Origin of the sequence: Jiella marina (genome assembly GCF_024359545.1) — a bacterium.
GTDB lineage: Bacteria > Pseudomonadota > Alphaproteobacteria > Rhizobiales > Rhizobiaceae > Jiella.
Window position 1 is genome coordinate 237118 of sequence record NZ_JAKQZG010000004.1, and the last position, 19069, is coordinate 256186.

At 64.9% G+C, this 19069-nt stretch carries 15 protein-coding genes; 5 read left to right on the plus strand and 10 right to left on the minus strand.

The features are described 5' to 3' along the window. Positions 1 to 161 precede the first annotated feature (161 nt). From urtA to urtE, 5 genes are all read left to right on the plus strand, one after another. Positions 162 to 1481: an urea ABC transporter substrate-binding protein gene (urtA, locus tag MF134_RS09495; protein ID WP_255339200.1), complete on the plus strand. Its 1320-nt coding sequence runs from the start codon at positions 162 to 164 to the stop codon at positions 1479 to 1481. A gap of 165 nt (positions 1482 to 1646) precedes the next feature. Further along, the gene (urtB, locus tag MF134_RS09500; protein ID WP_255339201.1) at positions 1647 to 3275 is read left to right on the plus strand and encodes an urea ABC transporter permease subunit UrtB; all 1629 of its coding nucleotides are present in this window, start codon (positions 1647 to 1649) and stop codon (positions 3273 to 3275) included. A 65-nt stretch (positions 3276 to 3340) separates the two neighbouring features. Continuing rightward, positions 3341 to 4504 (plus strand): urea ABC transporter permease subunit UrtC, encoded by a 1164-nt coding sequence (gene urtC, locus MF134_RS09505; protein ID WP_255339202.1) that lies wholly within the window; start codon positions 3341 to 3343, stop codon positions 4502 to 4504. A 233-nt stretch (positions 4505 to 4737) separates the two neighbouring features. Continuing rightward, on the plus strand, positions 4738 to 5520 hold the full coding sequence (urtD, locus tag MF134_RS09510) for an urea ABC transporter ATP-binding protein UrtD (RefSeq protein ID WP_255339342.1): 783 nt from the start codon (positions 4738 to 4740) through the stop codon (positions 5518 to 5520). A gap of 314 nt (positions 5521 to 5834) precedes the next feature. Beyond that, positions 5835 to 6530: an urea ABC transporter ATP-binding subunit UrtE gene (urtE, locus tag MF134_RS09515; protein WP_255339203.1), complete on the plus strand. Its 696-nt coding sequence runs from the start codon at positions 5835 to 5837 to the stop codon at positions 6528 to 6530. A 16-nt stretch (positions 6531 to 6546) separates the two neighbouring features. Here urtE and MF134_RS09520 read toward each other — a convergent pair whose 3' ends face one another. The 10 genes from MF134_RS09520 to MF134_RS09565 form a co-directional block, all read right to left on the minus strand. Continuing rightward, complete coding sequence (locus tag MF134_RS09520; RefSeq protein ID WP_255339204.1) at positions 6547 to 7821, minus strand: FGGY-family carbohydrate kinase; 1275 nt, start codon at positions 7819 to 7821, stop codon at positions 6547 to 6549. Continuing rightward, positions 7818 to 8906 (minus strand): class II aldolase/adducin family protein, encoded by a 1089-nt coding sequence (locus tag MF134_RS09525; RefSeq protein WP_255339205.1) that lies wholly within the window; start codon positions 8904 to 8906, stop codon positions 7818 to 7820. The genes MF134_RS09520 and MF134_RS09525 overlap by 4 nt, the downstream gene beginning before the upstream one ends. Positions 8907 to 8930: 24 nt before the next feature. Next, the gene (locus tag MF134_RS09530) at positions 8931 to 10445 is read right to left on the minus strand and encodes a glycerol-3-phosphate dehydrogenase (protein ID WP_255339206.1); all 1515 of its coding nucleotides are present in this window, start codon (positions 10443 to 10445) and stop codon (positions 8931 to 8933) included. A 19-nt stretch (positions 10446 to 10464) separates the two neighbouring features. Continuing rightward, positions 10465 to 11502 carry a 2-hydroxyacid dehydrogenase gene (locus tag MF134_RS09535; protein WP_255339207.1) on the minus strand — a complete coding sequence of 346 codons (1038 nt, stop codon included), beginning with the start codon at positions 11500 to 11502 and terminating at the stop codon, positions 10465 to 10467. Then, positions 11499 to 13070, minus strand: a complete 1572-nt coding sequence (locus MF134_RS09540) for an FGGY-family carbohydrate kinase (RefSeq protein WP_255339208.1) — start codon at positions 13068 to 13070, stop codon at positions 11499 to 11501. The genes MF134_RS09535 and MF134_RS09540 overlap by 4 nt, the downstream gene beginning before the upstream one ends. Next, the gene (locus tag MF134_RS09545) at positions 13070 to 14218 is read right to left on the minus strand and encodes an ABC transporter ATP-binding protein (protein WP_255339209.1); all 1149 of its coding nucleotides are present in this window, start codon (positions 14216 to 14218) and stop codon (positions 13070 to 13072) included. Before MF134_RS09545 ends, MF134_RS09540 begins: the two co-directional genes overlap by 1 nt. A 274-nt stretch (positions 14219 to 14492) precedes the next feature. Further along, positions 14493 to 15587, minus strand: a complete 1095-nt coding sequence (locus MF134_RS09550) for an ABC transporter ATP-binding protein (RefSeq protein WP_255339210.1) — start codon at positions 15585 to 15587, stop codon at positions 14493 to 14495. A gap of 5 nt (positions 15588 to 15592) precedes the next feature. After that, the gene (locus MF134_RS09555; protein ID WP_255339211.1) at positions 15593 to 16450 is read right to left on the minus strand and encodes a carbohydrate ABC transporter permease; all 858 of its coding nucleotides are present in this window, start codon (positions 16448 to 16450) and stop codon (positions 15593 to 15595) included. A 14-nt stretch (positions 16451 to 16464) separates the two neighbouring features. Beyond that, positions 16465 to 17358, minus strand: a complete 894-nt coding sequence (locus MF134_RS09560; RefSeq protein WP_255339343.1) for a carbohydrate ABC transporter permease — start codon at positions 17356 to 17358, stop codon at positions 16465 to 16467. Positions 17359 to 17610: 252 nt separating this feature from the next. Then, the gene (locus MF134_RS09565) at positions 17611 to 19056 is read right to left on the minus strand and encodes an ABC transporter substrate-binding protein (RefSeq protein WP_255339212.1); all 1446 of its coding nucleotides are present in this window, start codon (positions 19054 to 19056) and stop codon (positions 17611 to 17613) included. Positions 19057 to 19069 lie beyond the last annotated feature (13 nt).

Consider the following 19069-nt stretch of genomic DNA (forward strand, 5'->3'; position numbering starts at 1 on the left):
CATCCCGCTAGCATGCCGCTGCGTCGGGTTTTCGCCTTTCCCTGCCGCATTGAGAGTGGAGCGAGCCTCGCGATCGGTCTCTGGAAGGGCGTCTTGGCACAGGCTTTGCTCCCGTTGGTTCGGGCCCGGGCAATCCGGGGTAAACCGACTGGAGAGACGATATGAAATCAGCCGTTACTTGGATGCAGCGGACAGCCGCCGCGGCCGCGATGGTCGTGATGGGTGTCACGGGAGCGAGCGCGCAGGAGCCGAGTGGCGAACCGATCAAGGTCGGCATCCTTCATTCCCTGTCCGGCACCATGGCGATCTCCGAGACGACGCTCAAGGACGCCATGCTGATGCTGATCGAGGAGCAGAACAAGAAGGGCGGCGTGCTTGGCCGGCCGCTCGAGCCGGTCGTCGTCGACCCGGCCTCCGACTGGCCGCTGTTTGCCGAAAAGGCCCGCGAGCTGATCAGCCAGGAAGAGGTCGCTGTGGTCTTCGGCTGCTGGACCTCGGTGTCGCGCAAGTCCGTGCTGCCGGTGTTCAAGGAGCTGAACTCGATCCTCTTCTACCCGGTCCAGTACGAAGGCGAGGAGTCCGAGCGCAACGTCTTCTACACCGGGGCCGCCCCGAACCAGCAGGCGATCCCCGCCGTCGACTATCTGATCGACGAAGGCGTGGAGCGCTGGGTGCTCGAAGGCACCGACTACGTCTATCCGCGCACGACCAACAAGATCCTCGAGCAGTATCTCAAGGACAAGGGCGTCGCCGACGAGGACATCATCATCAACTACACGCCCTTCGGCTTCTCCGACTGGCAGACCGAAGTCTCCCGCATCAAGGAGTTCGGCTCCACCGGCAAGAAGACCGCCGTTGTCTCCACGATCAATGGTGACGCGAACGTGCCGTTCTACAAGGAGCTCGGCAATCAGGGCATCGAGGCCACGGACATCCCGGTCGTCGCCTTCTCGGTCGGTGAGGAAGAGCTGGCCGGTATCGACACCGCGCCGTTGGTCGGTCATCTCGCGGCCTGGAACTACTTCATGTCCGTCGATACGCCGGAGAACGAGGACTTCATCGCCAAGTGGCACGAGTTCATCGGCAATGAGGACCGCGTCACCAACGATCCGATGGAAGCCCATTACATCGGCTTCAACATGTGGGTGAAGGCGGTCGAGGAGGCCGGCACCACCGATCCCGACGAAGTCATCGCCGCGCTGCCGGGCACCGAGGTTCCGAACCTCACGGGCGGCACCTCCGTGATGCTTCCGAACCATCACATCACCAAGCCGGTCCTGATCGGCGAGATCAACGACGAGGGCCAGTTCGACGTGGTCTCCGAGACCGAGGATCTGGTGCCGGGCGACGCCTGGTCGGATTTCCTGCCGGAATCGGCGAAGCTCAAGGCCGACTGGGTCGAGCTGAAATGCGGCAATTACGACACAGAGGCCGAAAAGTGCCTGGGTGATACCGCCATGGCGGAAGAGGCCGCCAACTGAAGAACTGCTGCGGGAAGCAGCCGGTAACACGCCTGCCTGCTCCTGCCGAACCTGACTATCCTGCCTCCCAAGCAGAGCCGGCGGGGCGGCCTTCGGGCCGCCCCGCCGGAGACGAGATAAGGCCGGAGCTTCGGCCTTTGCCGATACGTCCGAGATGAAAGCCACATGACCCCTTCGATACGCTGGCTTCTGGCCGCCCTGACGTTTCTATTCAGCGCGATTTCGGTTGCGCCGGTTCATGCTCAGGAGAGCGATCCAGCCGCGACCATCCAGAAATTCGGCGGCAAGCAGAGCTACGACGAGACCGAAGCGGTCATTTCCGAACTTGCCGCGACAGGCGACGCGCGCGTGGCTCGGGCCCTTAGGGCGCTGCGTGAGGGCGATCTCTACTGGCGCGAAAGCGACGAGGCCGTCTTCATCGCCGAGCGCAACGGCGACAATTACGATCTTCTCGACCCTTTGACCGGAGAACCGGCCGGCAGTGAGCCCCGTGGCGACATGTCGAAGGTTCGCGTCAAGAATTCCATCCGCAACGCGGTGACTACGGCGCTCGGCAGCCTGACCCTGCGCGCGGAAAACCCGGCCCAGCGCATGCGGGCGGCCGAGACGCTGTTTTCCGAGGCCGATCCGGAAATGATCGAGCCGCTGGACGCGGCGATCGAGGCGGAATCCAATGCCGACGTCCTGATCCGCATGCAGGAGGCCCGCGCGGCCGCCGTGCTCGCCTCCGACCGTCCGGCGCCAGAAAAGGCGGAAGCGGCCCAGGTCCTCGCCAATCGCGGCGACCGCGAATCCCTGACGATGCTGAACCGTTTCGCCAATTCCACCGAGGATCAGGCGGCCAGGACCGCGGCGATCGCGGCGATCGCGGCGATCGAGAACAACATCGCTTTCTGGAACCAGGCCCAGAACATCTGGTACGGCCTGTCGCTGGGCTCCGTCCTCCTTCTGGCCGCGATCGGCCTCGCCATCACCTTCGGCGTCATGGGCGTGATCAACATGGCCCATGGCGAAATGGTCATGCTCGGCGCCTACACGACCTTCGTGGTGCAGGAGTTCATCCGCACCAGCGCGCCCGGCCTGTTCGAATGGTCGCTGCTCATCGCGCTGCCGCTCGCCTTCCTTGTGTCGGGGACGGTCGGCCTCGTCATGGAGCGCGGCCTGATCCGCTTTCTCTATGGGCGGCCCCTCGAAACACTGTTGGCGACCTTTGGCGTATCGCTGATCCTGCAGCAGGCGGTGCGCACGATCTTCGGGCCGAGCAATCGCGAGGTCGGCAATCCCGACTGGATGTCCGGCGCCTTCGATATCGGCCTGATGTCGGTCACGTGGAACCGGCTCTGGATCATCATCTTCGCGCTCGCGGTCTTCGCGGCGCTCCTCATCGTTCTCAACAAGACGCCGCTCGGCCTGCAGATGCGAGCCGTTACCCAGAACCGCTCGATGGCCTCGGCAATGGGCATCCGCACCCCCTGGGTCGACGCGATGACCTTCGCGCTCGGCTCGGGAATCGCCGGCATTGCAGGCGTGGCGCTGTCCCAGGTCGACAACGTCTCGCCCAATCTCGGGCAGGGCTACATCATCGACAGCTTCATGGTCGTCGTCTTCGGCGGAGTGGGCAATCTTTGGGGCACGCTGGTCGGCGCGATGTCGCTCGGCATCCTCAACAAGTTTCTCGAACCCTATGCCGGTGCGGTTCTCGGCAAGATCGTGGTCCTCGTCCTGATCATCCTGTTCATCCAGAAGCGCCCGCGCGGCCTCTTTGCCCAGAAGGGGAGGTTCGTCGACGCATGAGGACGGATTTCCTGACAATCACTCATCCTCGAATGCCAATGGCCTCGGCCTGGAGGAATCTCTAAGTGCTCCTCGCTCGCTTCCTGGGCCCGCGCGTCTGGATCCTCATTGCCGCTCTGCTGCTGGCCGCGGTCCTCGTGCCCATGGCCAATCTGTATTTGTCGCCGAGCCATCCGCTGCACGTGCCGTCCTACATGGTGCCGCTGCTCGGCAAATATGTCTGCTACGCGCTGCTGGCGCTCGCGCTGGACCTCGTGTGGGGCTATGTCGGCATTCTCTCGCTCGGCCATGGCGCATTCTTCGCGCTCGGCGGCTATGCGATGGGCATGTATCTGATGCGCCAGATCGGCGCGCGGGGCGTCTACGGCAATCCTGAACTGCCTGATTTCATGGTGTTCCTGAACTGGAAGGAACTGCCCTGGTACTGGTACGGCTTCGACCAGTTCTGGTTCGCCGCCATCATGGTCATGCTGGTGCCGGGCCTGCTCGGCTTCGTCTTCGGCTATTTCGCCTTCCGCTCGCGCGTCACCGGCGTCTATCTCTCGATCATTACCCAGGCGATGACCTATGCGCTGCTGCTCGCCTTCTTCCGGAACGACATGGGTTTCGGCGGCAACAACGGCCTGACCGACTTCAAGGACATTCTGGGCTTTCCGATCCAGGCGGATTCCACCCGCGCGGGGCTTTTCGCGGCAAGCTGCATCGCGCTGGCGATCGCTGTTCTCATCGTCGGCTGGATCACCCGCTCCAAGCTCGGCAAGCTGATGGTCGCCGTGCGCGACGCCGAGAGCCGCACCCGCTTCATTGGCTGGCGTCCGGAATATGTGAAGCTTTTCGCCTTCACGGTCTCGGCCGTCATGGCGGGGATCGCCGGCGCGCTCTACGTGCCGCAGGTCGGCATCATCAATCCGGGCGAGTTCGCCCCCGTCAACTCCATCGAGATCGTCGTCTGGGCGGCGGTCGGCGGGCGCGGCACCTTGCTCGGCCCGGTCATCGGCGCGCTTCTCGTCAATTACGGCAAGACCTATTTCACCGCCGTCGCACCGGAATTCTGGCTGTTCTTCCTCGGCGGGCTGTTCGTCTTCGTGACCCTCCTCCTGCCGCGCGGGATCATCGGCACCATCGACTATGGCTGGGAAACGTGGCGCTCCCGGCGCCGGGCAAGCCGCGAAGAAAAGGGCGAATCCGACGATGGCGAGGGCCAGCCGCTCGCCAGCCCGGCGGAGTGACGGCCATGGCGGAGGCAGATGTGACCAACCGAAAGCCGCAGGACGAAGTCCAGGCGCTTTTCGAACCGCAGGGTGTGAGGGAAGAGCAGACGCCCCGGACCGACGCGGAAGGGCATGGCGAGCGCCGACCGGCCGCTGCGCCTGCGAGTCCCGAAAGCGCTCCGCCGCAAGCGGAAGCAGCGCTGGCCCCAATCGAAGAACCGGTCGTCTCGCCGCATCCCTATGCGACGAAGCTGCGGGAGCAGCGGCTCGCCAAGGAGGCGAGCGGGCATGCGCGGCGCGACACGCTCCTCTATCTCGACGGCGTCAACAAGAGTTTCGACGGCTTCAAGGCGATCAACAAACTCTCGCTCGTCGTCGCCAGGGGCGAGATGCGCGCGATCATCGGGCCGAACGGCGCCGGCAAGACCACGATGATGGACATCATCACCGGCAAGACCCGGCCGGATTCCGGCGAGGTCTTCTTCAATGGCGACGTGGATCTCACCCATCACGACGAGGCGGCCATCGCCTCCATGGGCATCGGCCGGAAGTTCCAGAAACCGACGGTCTTCGAAAGCCATACGGTGGAGGACAATATCCGCCTGTCGCTCGCCGGACCGCGCTCCGTCCTGGAAGCGCTGTTCCACCGCAAGGATCAGGCCGAGCGCGACCGGATCGACGCGATCCTGGAGACGACGCGGCTGACGGAAAAGCGCAAGCTCCTGGCGGCGAGCCTCAGCCACGGCCAGAAGCAATGGCTGGAGATCGGCATGCTGCTCGCCCAGGACCCGGAGCTTCTCCTGGTCGACGAGCCCGTCGCCGGCATGACCGATGCCGAGACGGAAGAGACCGCGCGGCTTCTGCGCGAGATCGCCCGGACCCGCTCCGTCGTCGTCGTCGAACACGACATGAGCTTCGTGCGCGAACTCGGCGTGAAGGTCACCTGCCTGCACGAAGGCTCCGTCCTCGCGGAAGGGCCGCTCGATCAGGTCTCCGCCGATCCGAAGGTGATCGAGGTGTATCTGGGGCGTTAGGCTGCCCAGTCTGTCAAATTACTTGCCCAATTTTCATCGTAGAGATAGTAAGTGCCCCATGACTCAAATATCTTTGGCTTTGAACCCGGTTTGGCTGATTGAATGTTAGATAATATGTTCCGCCACACGTTTTTTGATAGGTGTTGCTGGTCGTGCCAGAGTAGAAGTTCCCATTTTGTGATTTGGGTTCGGCCCGTTGACGCGAATTCCTCGGCGCGTGCTGTCATTAAGTCGATAAAACGCTTGTCCATTTCTTTCTCCAAATCCGATTTTTGTGCAAGAAATAGGGTGAAGAAAAAATATGGAGTGTCAACGTGCTGACAGTCTCCAATGTCGATCTCTATTACGGTGCGGCGCAGGCGCTCCGGGACGTCTCGCTGGGGGCCGAGAAGGGCCAGATCACCTGCGTTCTCGGTCGCAACGGCGTGGGCAAGACCTCGCTCTTGCGGGCGATCGTCGGCCAGCAGCCGATCAAGCGCGGCGAGATCGTGCTTGACGGGCACGTGCTCGGGCGCGAGGCGCCCTACAATCGCGCCCGGCGTGGGATCGGCTTCGTGCCCCAGGGCCGCGAGATCTTTCCGCTCCTGACGGTCAAGGAAAACCTCCAGACCGGCTATGCGCCTCTGAAAGTGGCGGATCGCTCGATCCCCGATCATGTCTTCGAATTGTTTCCGGTCCTGAAGGACATGCTGTCGCGGCGCGGTGGCGACCTGTCGGGCGGCCAGCAGCAGCAATTGGCGATCGGCCGGGCACTGGTGACGCGCCCGCAACTCCTCGTCCTCGACGAGCCGACCGAAGGCATCCAGCCCTCGATCATCAAGGACATCGGCCGCGCGATCCGCTTCCTGAAGGATCAGTCCGGCCTCGCGATCCTGCTCGTCGAGCAATACCTCGATTTCTGTCGGGAACTCGCCGACAAGGTCTATGTCATGGACCGTGGCGAGATCGTCTTCGACGGCCCGGCCGAAGGGCTCGACGACCCGGCGGTGCGCAAGCACCTGACGGTCTGATACCCGATCCGCTGTCTCAGCGCTTAAGGGCTCGCAGCGCAAGCCGGGCCGTCCCGACGGCGGCTTCCGTGGAAAGCGCGGGCAGGAAGGGCACGCCCAGCGCCTTTTCCCGAATGCGGGTGAAGGCCGGGTTGTTCGCGCCGCCACCGACCGAGCGGACGCTGGCGAGCGGCGGCGCGCCGATTTCCGACAGACGGCGATAGCCAAGCGCCTCGACGGCGGCGATGCCTTCGAGCAGCGCCTGGAGGAAACGCGCATCATCTTCGGGGCGCGGATCGAGCCGGGGTGGCAGCTCGGGATCGTTGATTGGAAAGCGCTCCCCGGGTTTCACGAGCGGATAATAGTCGAGCCCGGTCGGCGTGTCGGGATCGAGCTGCGGCGTCAGTGCTTCGATGGTCTTCGCATCGAAATGCGCGGCCAGCACGGCGCCGCCGGTGTTCGAGGCGCCGCCGGCGAGCCACATGTCGCCGATCCGGTGGCTGTAGATCCCGTATTGCGGCGCGTTGATCGGTCTGTCGGAGAGAAGCTTGAGGACCAGCGTCGAGCCAAGCGCCGTTACCGCGTCTCCGGGCCGATCCGCACCGGTAGCGAGGAAGGAAGCGCAGCCGTCCGTCGTGCCGCCGCAGAGCATCGCCTCGGCGGGCAGGCCGAAGCGCTGTTTGGCTTGGCCCCCCAGCGGACCGATGGCCGAGCCGGGAAGCACGACTGCGGGAAGTTCGTCGACGTCCATGCCGGCACCGGCGATCCACTCCGGCCAGGCTTCCGCGACCGGGTCATAACCGGTCTTCAACGCGTTGTTGGCGTCGCTGACCGCTGTGCCGCCTGTGATCATCGCGGCGATCCAGTCCGCCTGATGCACGACGCGTGCGACGCCGGGCTGGCGGGCAATATGAACCGCCGGGGCGAGCGCTGAACTCGATCCCCGGGCCGGGCTGTCGGCAGGAGCGGCTTCATCGACCGCGGCGATGATCGCAACGTCGGGGCAGGGCTCGTTGTAGAGGAGCGGCCGGGCCACCGGCCGACCATCCTCATCGAGGCCGAGCATGGTGCCAGACGTCCCGTCGACCGCCAGTGTCCGAACCGACTCGAGGGAGATGGCCCCTGCGAGTTGATCGAGACAGCGGGAGACCGCCTGCCACCAGACGGTGGGCTCAGCCTTGTCGGCGGCTGCGCCGTAACGTTCGGCGAAGCTTGCGATCAGTTCACCGTCCGCGGCAAGCGCAGCAACGCGCGCGCCCGATGTGCCGACATCGATGCCGATCGCGACGGCGGGTGCAGCGGATGGAGTCATTGCGCGGCGGCCTTGCGGTCGAGCGACTGCCGGTAGCTTTCGGCCTCCCAATGGGTGAGGGCGTAGATCTCCTCGGCCGTCAGCGGTTTCAGCGGCGCATCGGCCGGTATGCGTGCGGCGACATCGGACAGGCAGCCGACCAGCGCCTCGCCGCTGGCGGTCAGCGTCTCGCGAACGAGGACGCCGAGCCCTTTGACCAGGAGCAAGGGCGGCAGGCTGTCGCATCCGGCATTGCTGCCAGCGAGGAAGCTTCGCATGGCGTCGTCCGTCGGCTCGATCGCGGCGACCTCCTCGCCGAGGAAGATCACATGGTCCGGATAAAGGGCGCCGGCCGTGGCGACGCGCAGCGAGGCCGAGTCGCGCGCGAGATGATGGACCGCCTTTGCGCCCGGCAGGCGATAACCCGTGCCTTCGGCAAGCCTTGCCAATGCCGCGATGTCAGCTTCTGCGCCGATGTCGCGGGGTTGGTGGGCGATGGCTGCGATAACTGCGTCCAATAGCGCGCTCGCATCCGAGACGCTGTTCCCGGCAACGATCAGCCCGTGATTTTCCAGAACGACGATATCCGTCTGCTGTCCCGTGACCTTCTCGATTTCGTGGGCCAGCGGCACGCCAGGCCGGCAATAGGGGATATAGGCGAAACGCTCCGCCAGCCCGGCCTTGCCCAGCATCGCTCGCAGAACCGCCTCGCCCTCCCGGCGCACTGCCGCCGCGATCGTGTTGACACAATGGATATGCAGAACCACCGCCTGCGGAAACACGGCATGGACCGTGGTCTCGATCGACGGGCGCAAGCAGGTGGACGAGAGTTCGGTCGCGATGAAATCCGTGCCCTTTTCGGCGCGCGGATCGCCGGCGTGAAGCGCGTCCAGAAGCGGATCGATCCTCACGGGGACGAAGATGTCGCGCTGCTCGGCTTCCGCCAGCCAGGTGCCGGAGGCCTTTGTCCACATTATTCCGTCATGCTTCAGGGACGTATTGCCGCCGGCGGCCTGGGTGCGGGTGGGATCGCGGCCGAGTTCGGCCGAAAGGCGCTTGAGTGCGTCAAACTTGCTGGCGAAGACTCCGGCCTTGGCATCGTCCATCATACTTCTCCGTATGGCGTCCGGTCATTCGGCTGCAAGCGCGTGCCGCTCCGCCACGTAGCTTGCGACGTCCTGCTTCTGCTGCAGCGATAGCACCAGGCCGTGCTTGGTGCGCCGCTCCAGAATATCCTCGGCGGTTTCGGCCCATTCCGTCTCGATTAGGAAGTCGATTTCCCGCCCGTAGAGCTGCCCGCCGAAAAGGCGGCCAAGCCCGGCAACGCTTGTCGCCGATCCGATCAGGTCTTCGGTGCGTGTGCCGTAGAGGCGCGCGTAATGGCGAGACAGCGGCCGCGGCAGCCAGGGATGGCGCGCGCGCAGGCCGGCCTCGAAGCTCTCGAAGTCGGCGTCCGGCATGTCGCCGCCGGGAAGCGGCACCTCGTGGGTCCAGTCGCCGGTCATCTGCGGGAAGAAGGGCTGCAATTGCGCGAGACCGCGTTCTGCGAGTTCGCGATAGGTGGTGATCTTGCCCCCGAAGACCGACATCAGGGGAAGCATGCCGTCGACGGCATCAATGTCGAAGACGTAGTCGCGGGTCACCGCCGATGGATTGTCGGCATCGTCTTCGAGCAGCGGGCGCACGCCCGAGAAGGAATGGAGCACGTCGGCGCGGGTCAGCGGCACCTTGACGTAGCGGTTCACCGCGTCGAGCAGGTAGTCGATCTCCTTCTCCTCGATCGCGACGTCGCCGGCGTCTCCCTCATAGGCGATGTCGGTGGTCCCGATCAGCGCCTTGTCGCCCTGATAGGGGTTGACGAAGATCACCCGCTTGTCGGTGTTCTGGAAGAGATAGGCCTGGCTGCCTTCCCAGAATTTCGGCGTGACGATGTGGCTGCCCTTGACCAAGCGGATACGCCGGGCGGAGTTCGCCCGCGTCACGCTGGTGATCACCTTGTCGACCCAGGGGCCGGCCGCATTGACGATACCGCGAGCCTGGACCGTGAGCGTTTGCCCATCCGACCGCTTCAGTTCGGCCTGCCAGAGCCCGTCCTCGCGGCGGGCGGAGATCGCGCTGGTGCGGGTCAGCACCGTCGCGCCCCGCTCCGCGGCGTCCAGCGCGTTGAGGATAACCAGCCGGGCATCGTCGACCCAGCAGTCGGAATATTCGAAACCCTTGGTGAAACGGTCCTTGATCGGGGCGCCTTCCGGAGCGGTTCTCAGATCGAGCCCACGGGTCGGCGGCAGCCGCTTGCGACCGCCCAGATGGTCGTAGAGGAAGAGCCCGAGCCGCACCAGCCACGCCGGGCGCTGCTCCGGCGAATGGGGCAGCACGAAGCGCATCGGCCAGATGATGTGAGGCGCGGCCTTCAAAAGCACTTCACGCTCGGACAGCGCCTCGCGCACCAGCCGGAATTCGTAATATTCGAGATAGCGCAGGCCGCCATGGACGAGCTTGCCCGAGCGCGAACTCGTGCCTTCGGCGAGATCGTCCTTCTCGCACAGGACGACGGAAAGGCCGCGGCCCACCGCATCGCGCGCGATGCCGGCGCCGTTGACGCCGCCGCCGATGACGAGGAGATCGACCGTTCCGAGATCGCGCATCGTCACAACCTCGATCGGCTCAACACGGGTTCACGGGCGGCTCGCCCGCAAGAAAGCGGCGCACTTCCTCGGCCGCCTGCTCGGCGGCGTAGGAGACGGTCTTCACCGAAGCGCCGGCGATGTGCGGGGTCAGCGTGACGTTCGGCAGCTTCAGGAGCGGCCAGTCCGGCGGCACCGGCTCGACGGCGAAGGTCTCGAGCATCGCCCCGCGGAGGCGGCCGGACTGGAGCGTTTCCGTCAGCGCGTCATAGTCGACGAGCGGTCCGCGTGCCGTGTTGACCAGGGTCGCGTCCGGCTTCATCCGGGCAAAGGTCTCGGCGTTCATGATCTTCGTCGTCTCTTCGGTCACCCTGCAGTGGAGCGTGACGACGTCGGACTCGTCCAGCAGCTTCTCCAGATTCACGTGCTCGACGCTCGCATCCGCGTCCTCGCGAGAGAGCTGGACATAGGGATCGGCGACCAGGATGCGGCACCCGAAGGCGCGCAGCAGTCGCACGACGCGGGTGCCGATCGCGCCATAGCCGACCACGCCGACGGTCATTTCAGATAGTTCCCGCCCCGTCCGGTCGGCCCGGTAGAGGTCGCCGCGCCAGGTATCGGCCCTCAGCGAGTCATGGCCGCGGGTGATGTTGCGGGTCTCGGCGATGATCGCGCCGAGCGTGAATTCCGCGACGGCCGAGGCGTTGCGTCCGGGCGTGTTCACCACCCGCACGCCAGCGTCGCGGGCGGCCGCCATGTCGATATTGACCGGTCCGCCGCGGGAGACGGCGACGAATTTCAGCTTCGGCAGTCGCTCGAACATCGCGCGCGACAGCGGGGCGAGATGGGTGACCAGCAGTTCAGCGTCGCCGATCATCTCGACCGTCGCGTCAGCCGAGCCCTGATATTCCTTCAGCCCGTCCATTCCGGCTACCGCATAGCCGTGCTCCATCGGCTCGTCCGGCCAGGGGAGGGTGTGCAGAATCATCTCCGGTGGGGCGGGGCAGGCCGCCTCGACCGCTTGCCGGAACATTTCCGGCAGCATGAAATGGTCGCCGATGATCGAAAGCGAGGTCATCCTGTCTGCATTCCGCGTTTGATGGTCGAAAGCCTCTTCCAGGCGGTAGGCAGCGCCTTGCGAAGGTCGCGATAAAGCTCGAAGGCCGCATCGTAATGGGGTGCGAGCTCGCTGTCCGGCGGCGTCGGATCGGACAGGCGGGGCGTGACCCAGGCTTCGGCCGCCGCCTCGATGTCCGGGTGATGGCCCTGCTGGACGAGGGCGATCATCACCGCGCCGGCCGCACCCGCTTCGGCGATATCCACGGTGCGCACCGGCCGGTCGAGGACGCTCGCCAGGATCGACCGCATCGCCTTTGACCGCGCGGCACCACCCGTCAGGCGGATCTCGGACGGCAAGGCCCCGGTCGCCGAATAGCAATCACGCGCGGCGAAGGCGAGGCCTTCCAGCACGCTGCGCATCATGTCGGCAAAGCCGGCGTTGGCATGGAGACCGGTGAAGTTTGCCCGTGCGTTGGGGTCCATGAAGGGCCCGCGTTCGCCGGCCTCGGAGATGTAAGGGTGATAGAGCGCCGAGAGCGGCATACCTTCCAGTACGCGATCGTCGAGGCCCGTGACGAGGTCCTGCCGCCCGCGCTCGACGCCTTCATAGCGCAGGATACCGGCGGCAAGATCGAGCATCCAATCGATGTTCAAGGTCGCGGCCATGTTCGACTGCATCTGCGCGACGGCCCGTTCGGACGGCAGGAGCATGACATAGCCGCTGCCGTCCTCGTTCAGCACGACGTCGTCGCTCGAACGGACATGCCGCATATGCATGCCGGTCGAGCCGAGTACCGAGCAGCCCGCCGCCCCCTCGCGCGAGATCAGCCCGCCGCCGACGGCGGTGCAGACCACGTCGACATATCCGAGGATCACGGGTGTCCCGGCAAGCAGGCCAGTCGCCTGGGCCGCCGCCTCGCTCAGCGGATGGCTCTCCTTGCGGCCGTCGACGATCGGCGGCATGAGATGGCGCTGGTCCGTGAGGCCGAACCCTTCGATGACGTCTTCGGCGTAGTCCCGGCTGCGGAAGTCGCCGAAGGTGAAGGTCGCTTCGGTCGGGTCGGTTGCGCGCGTGCCGGTGAGCTTGAAATAGAGCCAGTCCTTGCAGTGACACGCGGTGGCAGCGCGCTCCAGCCATTCCGGCGTGTTCTGCCGCATATGCAGGAGATGGACGCTCTGTTGGCAGGCATTCACGCCGGTCCCGGTGCGCTCATATTGCTGCCGATAGCCCTCGCGCTTCAGCATTGCGGAGGCCAATTCGCCGGCGCGGGCATCGAGCCAGAGCCAGGCGGGCGTCACGGGCTCGCCCTCCCGGTCGAACAGCCACGTGCCGTCGCCCTGGGCGGTGACCGCGACCGCCGCGACGCTCGCGGCCCCGCCCGGCAGTTTGCCGACAAGCTCCTTCAGCGTCGCCGCCGTGTCGGTGAAGGTTCGCGCCATGTCCTGGACGACGCCGCCATTGGAGAGTGCCTCGTAGCTGTTGGGGCGCGAAGCGACCGCGATCTGACGGCCTTCGAGGTCGAACGCCACCGACTTGATGACCGACGTCCCGGCGTCGATGCCGATGAGAACGGTGCCCGCCGCCATCACGTCGCTCCCTGTTCTGCGAGCCGCGAGCCATGGGCAAGCGCCGGGCCTTCGGTGGAAAAGACGTGGAGCTTCTCGGGCGGCACCTCGATCGAGAGTTTTTCGCCGGTCCTGGCCGGAAACCGGCTTTCGAGCGTCGCGACGATCACACCGTCACCGAAGGCGGATTCGAGATGGGTCTGATCGCCGATCCATTGGTTGGAGACGACCTCTGCCGTTGCGCCTGAGCCGCCGTTGAGCGGTTTCATGACCACGTCGGCGGGCCGCACGCCGACTACGACGGATTTCTGTTTCGCAAGCTGCGCCATGACCGTGTCGCTCAGCGCGCCGGGTTCGTAGCCGAAGAGTTCTTCGCCCTGCGCGCGGAACGACACACGGCCATTGGCAATCGCGGGCGCGACCTCGTAGACGTTCATCGGCGGCTCGCCGATGAAGGTGCCGACGAAGAGATTGGCCGGGGCGGCCTTCAGTTCGGCCGGCGAGGCGAATTGCTGGAGGAAGCCCCCTTCCATGACGGCGATCCGGTCGGCCAGTGCGTTGGCTTCGGTCTGGTCGTGGGTGACGAGAATGGCCGTCAGCCCGTGTTCGCGCAGATAGCGCTTCAGCCGGCCGCGCAGGATCGCGCGAAGCTGCGGTTCCAACTGGCCCATCGGCTCGTCCAGAAGATAGAGATCGGCCTTGCGAACCAGCGCACGGCCTAGGCTCGCGCGCTGCTGCTGTCCCGCGGAGACGGTGGAGGGATAGCGGTCGAGATGCTTGGTCAGTTCGAGGAGTTTGGCGATCTCCTCCACGCGCCGGTTTGTCTCGGCGGAGCCGAGCTTTTCCGATTTCAGCGCGAAGGCGATGTTTTCCCGCAGGGTCAGGGGCGGATAGAGCGAATAGCCCTCGAACGCCATGGCGACACCGCGCCTCGCCGGTGGCAGGGTGTGAATCGTCTTCTCGCCGATCCGGATCGCGCCCTTCGTCACCTCCTCGAAGCCGGCGATCATGCGAAGCGTCGAGGTCTTGCCGCAGCCGGATGAGCCCAGAAGCGCAATGATCTCGCCCGCCTTGATCTCGATCGAGAAGTCCCGGACGGCATAGATCGGGTTCTTCGCCTTGGCGGCGTAGACCTTGTTGACGTCGGTGAGTGATACGGCAGCCGTCATCGCTGGAGCCTCCCGCTTTTGACAGAAGGCGAGGTTCTTTTCGAGCGTCGAGGCCGTCCTGAGGCGTCACCCCCCTCTGCCCTGCCGGGCATCTCCCCCGCAAGGGGGGAGAGTGGCCGACATCGAGATTGGCTCCCACCACTCTCCCCCCTTGCGGGGGAGATGTCACGAAGTGAAAGAGGGGGGTGTGCGACGGAAGAACCCAACCTGATCGTCGATCCCTGTCTCATCGCTTCTGCCTCGCATGTCGCATGAAACTCAAGCATCCCCCGCCTCACCGCGCCGGCGCGATGCGGCGGCGGCTGTCGCGTTCGAACAGGATGATGTCCTGCGGCGCTGCCGAAACGGAGAGGCGGGCGCCTTCGCCGACCGCTTCTTCGCTGCCGAGATCGCGTGAGGTGTAGAATTCGTGGCCGTCGTCGGAAACGAGGAGACGCACGAGCCGGTCGTTGAGGGGCAGGAGGGCGGCGACCTTGGCCGCGATGGCTCCGGCCGTGCCATCGTCGGCCTTGGCGATGTTCTCCGGCCGGATGCCGAAGATCACTGGCTGGCCGACCTGATCTTCATAGCCCGTCGGAAGCGGCAGCTTCGCGTCGCCGATCGCGGCTGTCGTGCCGTCGCCAGCCTTTTCCACGCGACCCTCGAAGAGGTTGATCACCGGGTCGCCGAAGAGTTCGGCGACCTCGATCGTGGTGGGCGTCAGATAGATGTCCTCCGGCGTGCCGATCTGGACGAAGTGGCCGTCGATCAGGACGCCGATCCGATTTCCGAGCGCCATCGCCTCGCGATAGTCCTGGGTGACGTAGAGCACCGTCGAGCCGAAGCCTTCGAGAAGGCGCGGCAGTTCGAGGCGCATCTCGAAGCGGAGCTTCGCGTCGACGTTTCGCAGGGGATCGTCGAGAAGAAGGAGTCTCGGAGCTGCGACCAGGGCACGGGCGAGGGCCGTGCGCTGCTTCTGGCCGTTGGAGAGTTCGCGCGGGGCGTGGCCCAGCACATGGTCGATCTTCAGAAGCTTCGCGATCTTGTGGACCCCGTCGGCGACCGCATCCTTGGTCGACCTTCGGGCTTCGAGAGGGCTCGCGATGTTCTCAAAGGCCGACATGTGCGGAAACAGCGCGAAGTTCTGGAAGGCCATGCCGACGGCGCGGTTTTCCGGCGCGACGTCGATCAGGTCTTCGCCATTGACCAGGATCGCGCCTTCCTCGGGCTCCGCCATGCCGGCGATCAGCCTGAGGAGCACCGTCTTGCCGGCGCCGGATGGTCCGAAGATCGCCACCGTCTCGCCCTCGTCGACGCTGAGCGAGATGTCGTCGAGCACCGTATCCTTGCCGTAGCGCTTGGTGACGCGTTGCAGGTCGAGCATGGTCATCGCCGTCACCCCTTCACCGCGCCAAGCGACAGACCCTCGACCAGATAGCGCTGGGCGAAGAGGGCGAGCGCGAGCGTCGGCGTGATCGAGATGACGACGGCGGCGGCGATCTGGCCGTACTGGATGCCCGATGCCGTGACGAAGGCGAGCGCACCGACCGTCACCGGCTGCTTGTCGGCCGACGCCAGCACCAGCGCGAAGACGAAATTGTTCCAGGCGAAGATGAAGGAGAGAAGCCCCGCCGCCGCGATGCCGGGCCTCGCCAGCGGGATCGAGATCTTCATGAAGGTCTTCGCCCAGGAATGGCCGGCGATGCGGTAGGCGTGCTCGATGTCCGGGCTGATGTCCTCGAAATAGCCGCGCACGATCCACAGGATCAGCGGCAGGGTGATCAACTGATAGACCCAGATCAGGCCGATATAGGTGTTGGCGAGGCCGATCGCCTGGAAATAAAGGGTCAGCGGCAGGAGCACGAGGAGCGGCGGCGCGAATTTGAAGGACAGGAGCGTGAAGGCGATGTCCTCGGAAAAGCGGAACTTGTAGCGCGCGAAGGCATAGGCCGCCGGCACGCCGAGAAGGAGCGAGATCAGCACCGAGCCGGTGGACAGGATCACCGAGTTCCAGAGATTGTGCATGAATTCGAGCTTCAGAGAGCCCGCCGCCGTCTGCAACTCGCCGGTGATCAGCGAGGTGTAGTTGATCAGTGTCGGCTCGAAGAACAGGCTCGGCGGAATGCGCAGGATCTGCGCGTTGGTCTGGAAGCTCATCAGGAGGATCCAGAAGATCGGGAACAGGAAGAAGACGAGCGCCAGCGTGATCAGGACGCCGCGGAGGATCTTTTCGCCGGTTGTCGTGTGATGCATGACGTCTCGATCCTCTATTCCGCTTCCACGCCATGGGCGCGTTCGCGCAGGCGCAGCCAGTTCTTCACGAAGACGTTGGACAGGAAGAAGGTGATCGCCCAGAGCACCATCAGGAGTGCGGCCGAGCGGCCGACATTGGTGAACTGGAAGAACTGCAGATAGCTCTCGACCTGGAAGACCGTGAGCGTATTGCCCGGTCCGCCCTGGGTCATGGCGTAGATGATGTCGAACTGCTGGATCGACTCCAGCATCCGGAAGAGCGACGCCGTCAGGATGTACGGCATCAGCATGGGCAGGGTGATGCGGAAGAAGACGAAGGTCTTCGGCACCCCGTCGAGCGCCGCGGCCTCGAAGGGCTGTTTCGGCAGGGAGCGCAGGCCCGCGAGTAGAAGCACCATGATGAAGGGCGTATAGACCCAGACATCGACCAGAATGACCGTAAACAGCGCCGAGGACGGGTCGGAGGCCCACCGGAAATCCGAAAACCCGATCAGGCTGACGAAATAGTTGAGGATGCCGAAATTCGGGTTGGTCATCAGCTTCCACATCAGCGCTGCGAGTGCCGGCGCCACCATCAGCGGTAGGAGCAGGAGCATGGCAGCGAGATTGTTGAAGCGGGTCGAGCGCTGCAAGAGGATGGCGATGCCGAGCCCCAGCACGAGCTCGATGACCACGGTGAGAACGGTGTAGGTCAGCGAGACCTGGACCGTGTACCAGAAGCGCGCGTCGGTCAGGAACTGCAGGTAGTTGTCGAACCAGACGAAGCCCTTGAGGTGCGGCAGGCTCAGCCGGTAGCGCATCATCGAATAATAGACGGCCGTGAAGAACGGGATCAGGATCCAGATCGTGACGAGCAGCGCCGGCAGGCTCAACAGATAGGGGAGCCAGTTTCGGCGCTTGCGCCGCATGAGGGGACGCTCCGCGGGTTCCGCGCGCGTCGCTTGGTCGATTGCTGCCATGATTGCTCTTTCGTGCAGCGAGCCGGGCCCTGCGAGGCCGAGCCGAGATTCACTGTCCGTGTCGATGCCATCCGTCTCCCACCGGCGTCACCGTCCCGGGAGGTGCCCATCCGGGGACGGTTCAGGGCGCGGGAGGACGCCCTCGCCGGGACAGGCGCGGCGGACCGGAATCCGCAGCGCCTGCCCGAGCGTGTCGCGACCTTATTGCAGGCCGGCCTGGCTCAGCTGGTCGTTGATCGACTCGGCGAGCTGGTCGAGTCCTTCGTCGACGCCGATCTCGTTCGCCACCATGCGCTGGAGCATCGCCGCCCAGGCGGTGGTGACGTCGAAGAACAGGGGCTGCGGCGTGAAGTAGATCTTCGCGCCCGGTGCGGAGGTTTCGAACTGCTCGATGTAGCCCGGATACTTCGCGTCGATCCGGTCGAGGAACTGCTGGTCCTTCCAGACCGAGGCGCGCACCGGATTGACGAAATCCATGGTGCGGGCGCCGAACAGCGCATGCTCCTTCGACGAGGCCCACTGCATGAAGGTCCAGGCCGCGTCCTTGTTGTTGGAGAAGCTCGACATGGCGAGCGACCAGATCCAGACGTTCGGCGTCGGGGCGGAAGCCTCAGGGTTCGGCGCGATTGCGGCATAGGCGATGTTGCCGGCCTCGGCATTGTCGCCGCCATTCATGAAGTAGCCGAGAATGTCGGCGTCATAGATCATCGCCGACGCGCCGGCGCCGAGATCCGTGCCGACCTGATACCAGGTGTAGGTCGACCAGTTCTTCGGGCCGAATTCCTGGATCATCTTCACCCAGTCGCGGTGGAAGGCCTTGGATCCGTCGGTGTTCATCGCGGCCTTGAGCATGCCGCCGTCGTTGATGAGGTCTTTCTCGCCGAAATTGGCGTAGCCGGACAGGAAGCCCGGATGGATCGTCGCCCAGGACCGCGAGCCACGCACGCCGATCGGATAGACGTCTCCATTCGCGCCCTTGAGCTTTTCGCAGGCCGCCATCAGGGCCGGCATGTCGGCCGGAGCTTCCACGCCGGCCTTTTCGAACATCGGCCGGTTGTAGGAGATGTTGTTCTGCTCGAAACCCCAGGGCAGGCACCACTGCTTGGCGTCGCCCGAGCCCAGTTCCGAACCCGGCATGCCGTCCCAGGCCGTCGACGCGCGCAGTCCCGGCAGGAAGTCCTCCCAGTCCCAGGAGGCGGCAGTCTTGGAGGGATCGTTGATGTAGGAGTTGAGGTCCTCGATCCAACCGGCCGGGCCATAGGTCCAGGTCATGTAGGCGCCGGTCATCAGCGCGTCGTATTCGGACGAACCGGAGGACAGGGCGGCCGTCACCTTGTCGAAATAGACGTCCTCGGGGAAGACATCATAAGTGACGTCCATGCCGGTCAGCTCCTTGAAGGAGTCGAGATTGGCGATCATGGCGTCGGCATAGGGATGCTTGTTCAGGAGCAGCTTCAGCGTCGTGCCCTGGTGCTGCTTCCAGTCATAGTCGCCATTCTGGGCGAGTGCGCGGTTCATCGCCTGGCCCATCAGGCCTGAGAGCGCGGCAGCGCCGATGCCGAGCTGGCCCGCGCGGCGCATGAACTCGCGCCGGCCGATCTGACGGCGGGCAAGCGCGTCGATCAGATCCTTTTCCTTGTCGAACATGCCATTTCCTCCC

Coding starts and splice junctions, on each gene's coding strand:
- MF134_RS09560 (WP_255339343.1), bottom strand. CDS start 17,358: ATGCGGCGCAAGCGCCGAAACTGGCTCCCCTATCTGTTGAGCCTGCCG.
- MF134_RS09525 (WP_255339205.1), bottom strand. CDS start 8,906: ATGGACGATGCCAAGGCCGGAGTCTTCGCCAGCAAGTTTGACGCACTC.
- urtB (WP_255339201.1), top strand. CDS start 1,647: ATGACCCCTTCGATACGCTGGCTTCTGGCCGCCCTGACGTTTCTATTC.
- MF134_RS09530 (WP_255339206.1), bottom strand. CDS start 10,445: ATGCGCGATCTCGGAACGGTCGATCTCCTCGTCATCGGCGGCGGCGTC.
- MF134_RS09555 (WP_255339211.1), bottom strand. CDS start 16,450: ATGCATCACACGACAACCGGCGAAAAGATCCTCCGCGGCGTCCTGATC.
- MF134_RS09520 (WP_255339204.1), bottom strand. CDS start 7,821: ATGACTCCATCCGCTGCACCCGCCGTCGCGATCGGCATCGATGTCGGC.
- MF134_RS09550 (WP_255339210.1), bottom strand. CDS start 15,587: ATGACCATGCTCGACCTGCAACGCGTCACCAAGCGCTACGGCAAGGAT.
- urtA (WP_255339200.1), top strand. CDS start 162: ATGAAATCAGCCGTTACTTGGATGCAGCGGACAGCCGCCGCGGCCGCG.
- MF134_RS09535 (WP_255339207.1), bottom strand. CDS start 11,502: ATGACCTCGCTTTCGATCATCGGCGACCATTTCATGCTGCCGGAAATG.
- MF134_RS09565 (WP_255339212.1), bottom strand. CDS start 19,056: ATGTTCGACAAGGAAAAGGATCTGATCGACGCGCTTGCCCGCCGTCAG.
- MF134_RS09540 (WP_255339208.1), bottom strand. CDS start 13,070: ATGGCGGCGGGCACCGTTCTCATCGGCATCGACGCCGGGACGTCGGTC.
- MF134_RS09545 (WP_255339209.1), bottom strand. CDS start 14,218: ATGACGGCTGCCGTATCACTCACCGACGTCAACAAGGTCTACGCCGCC.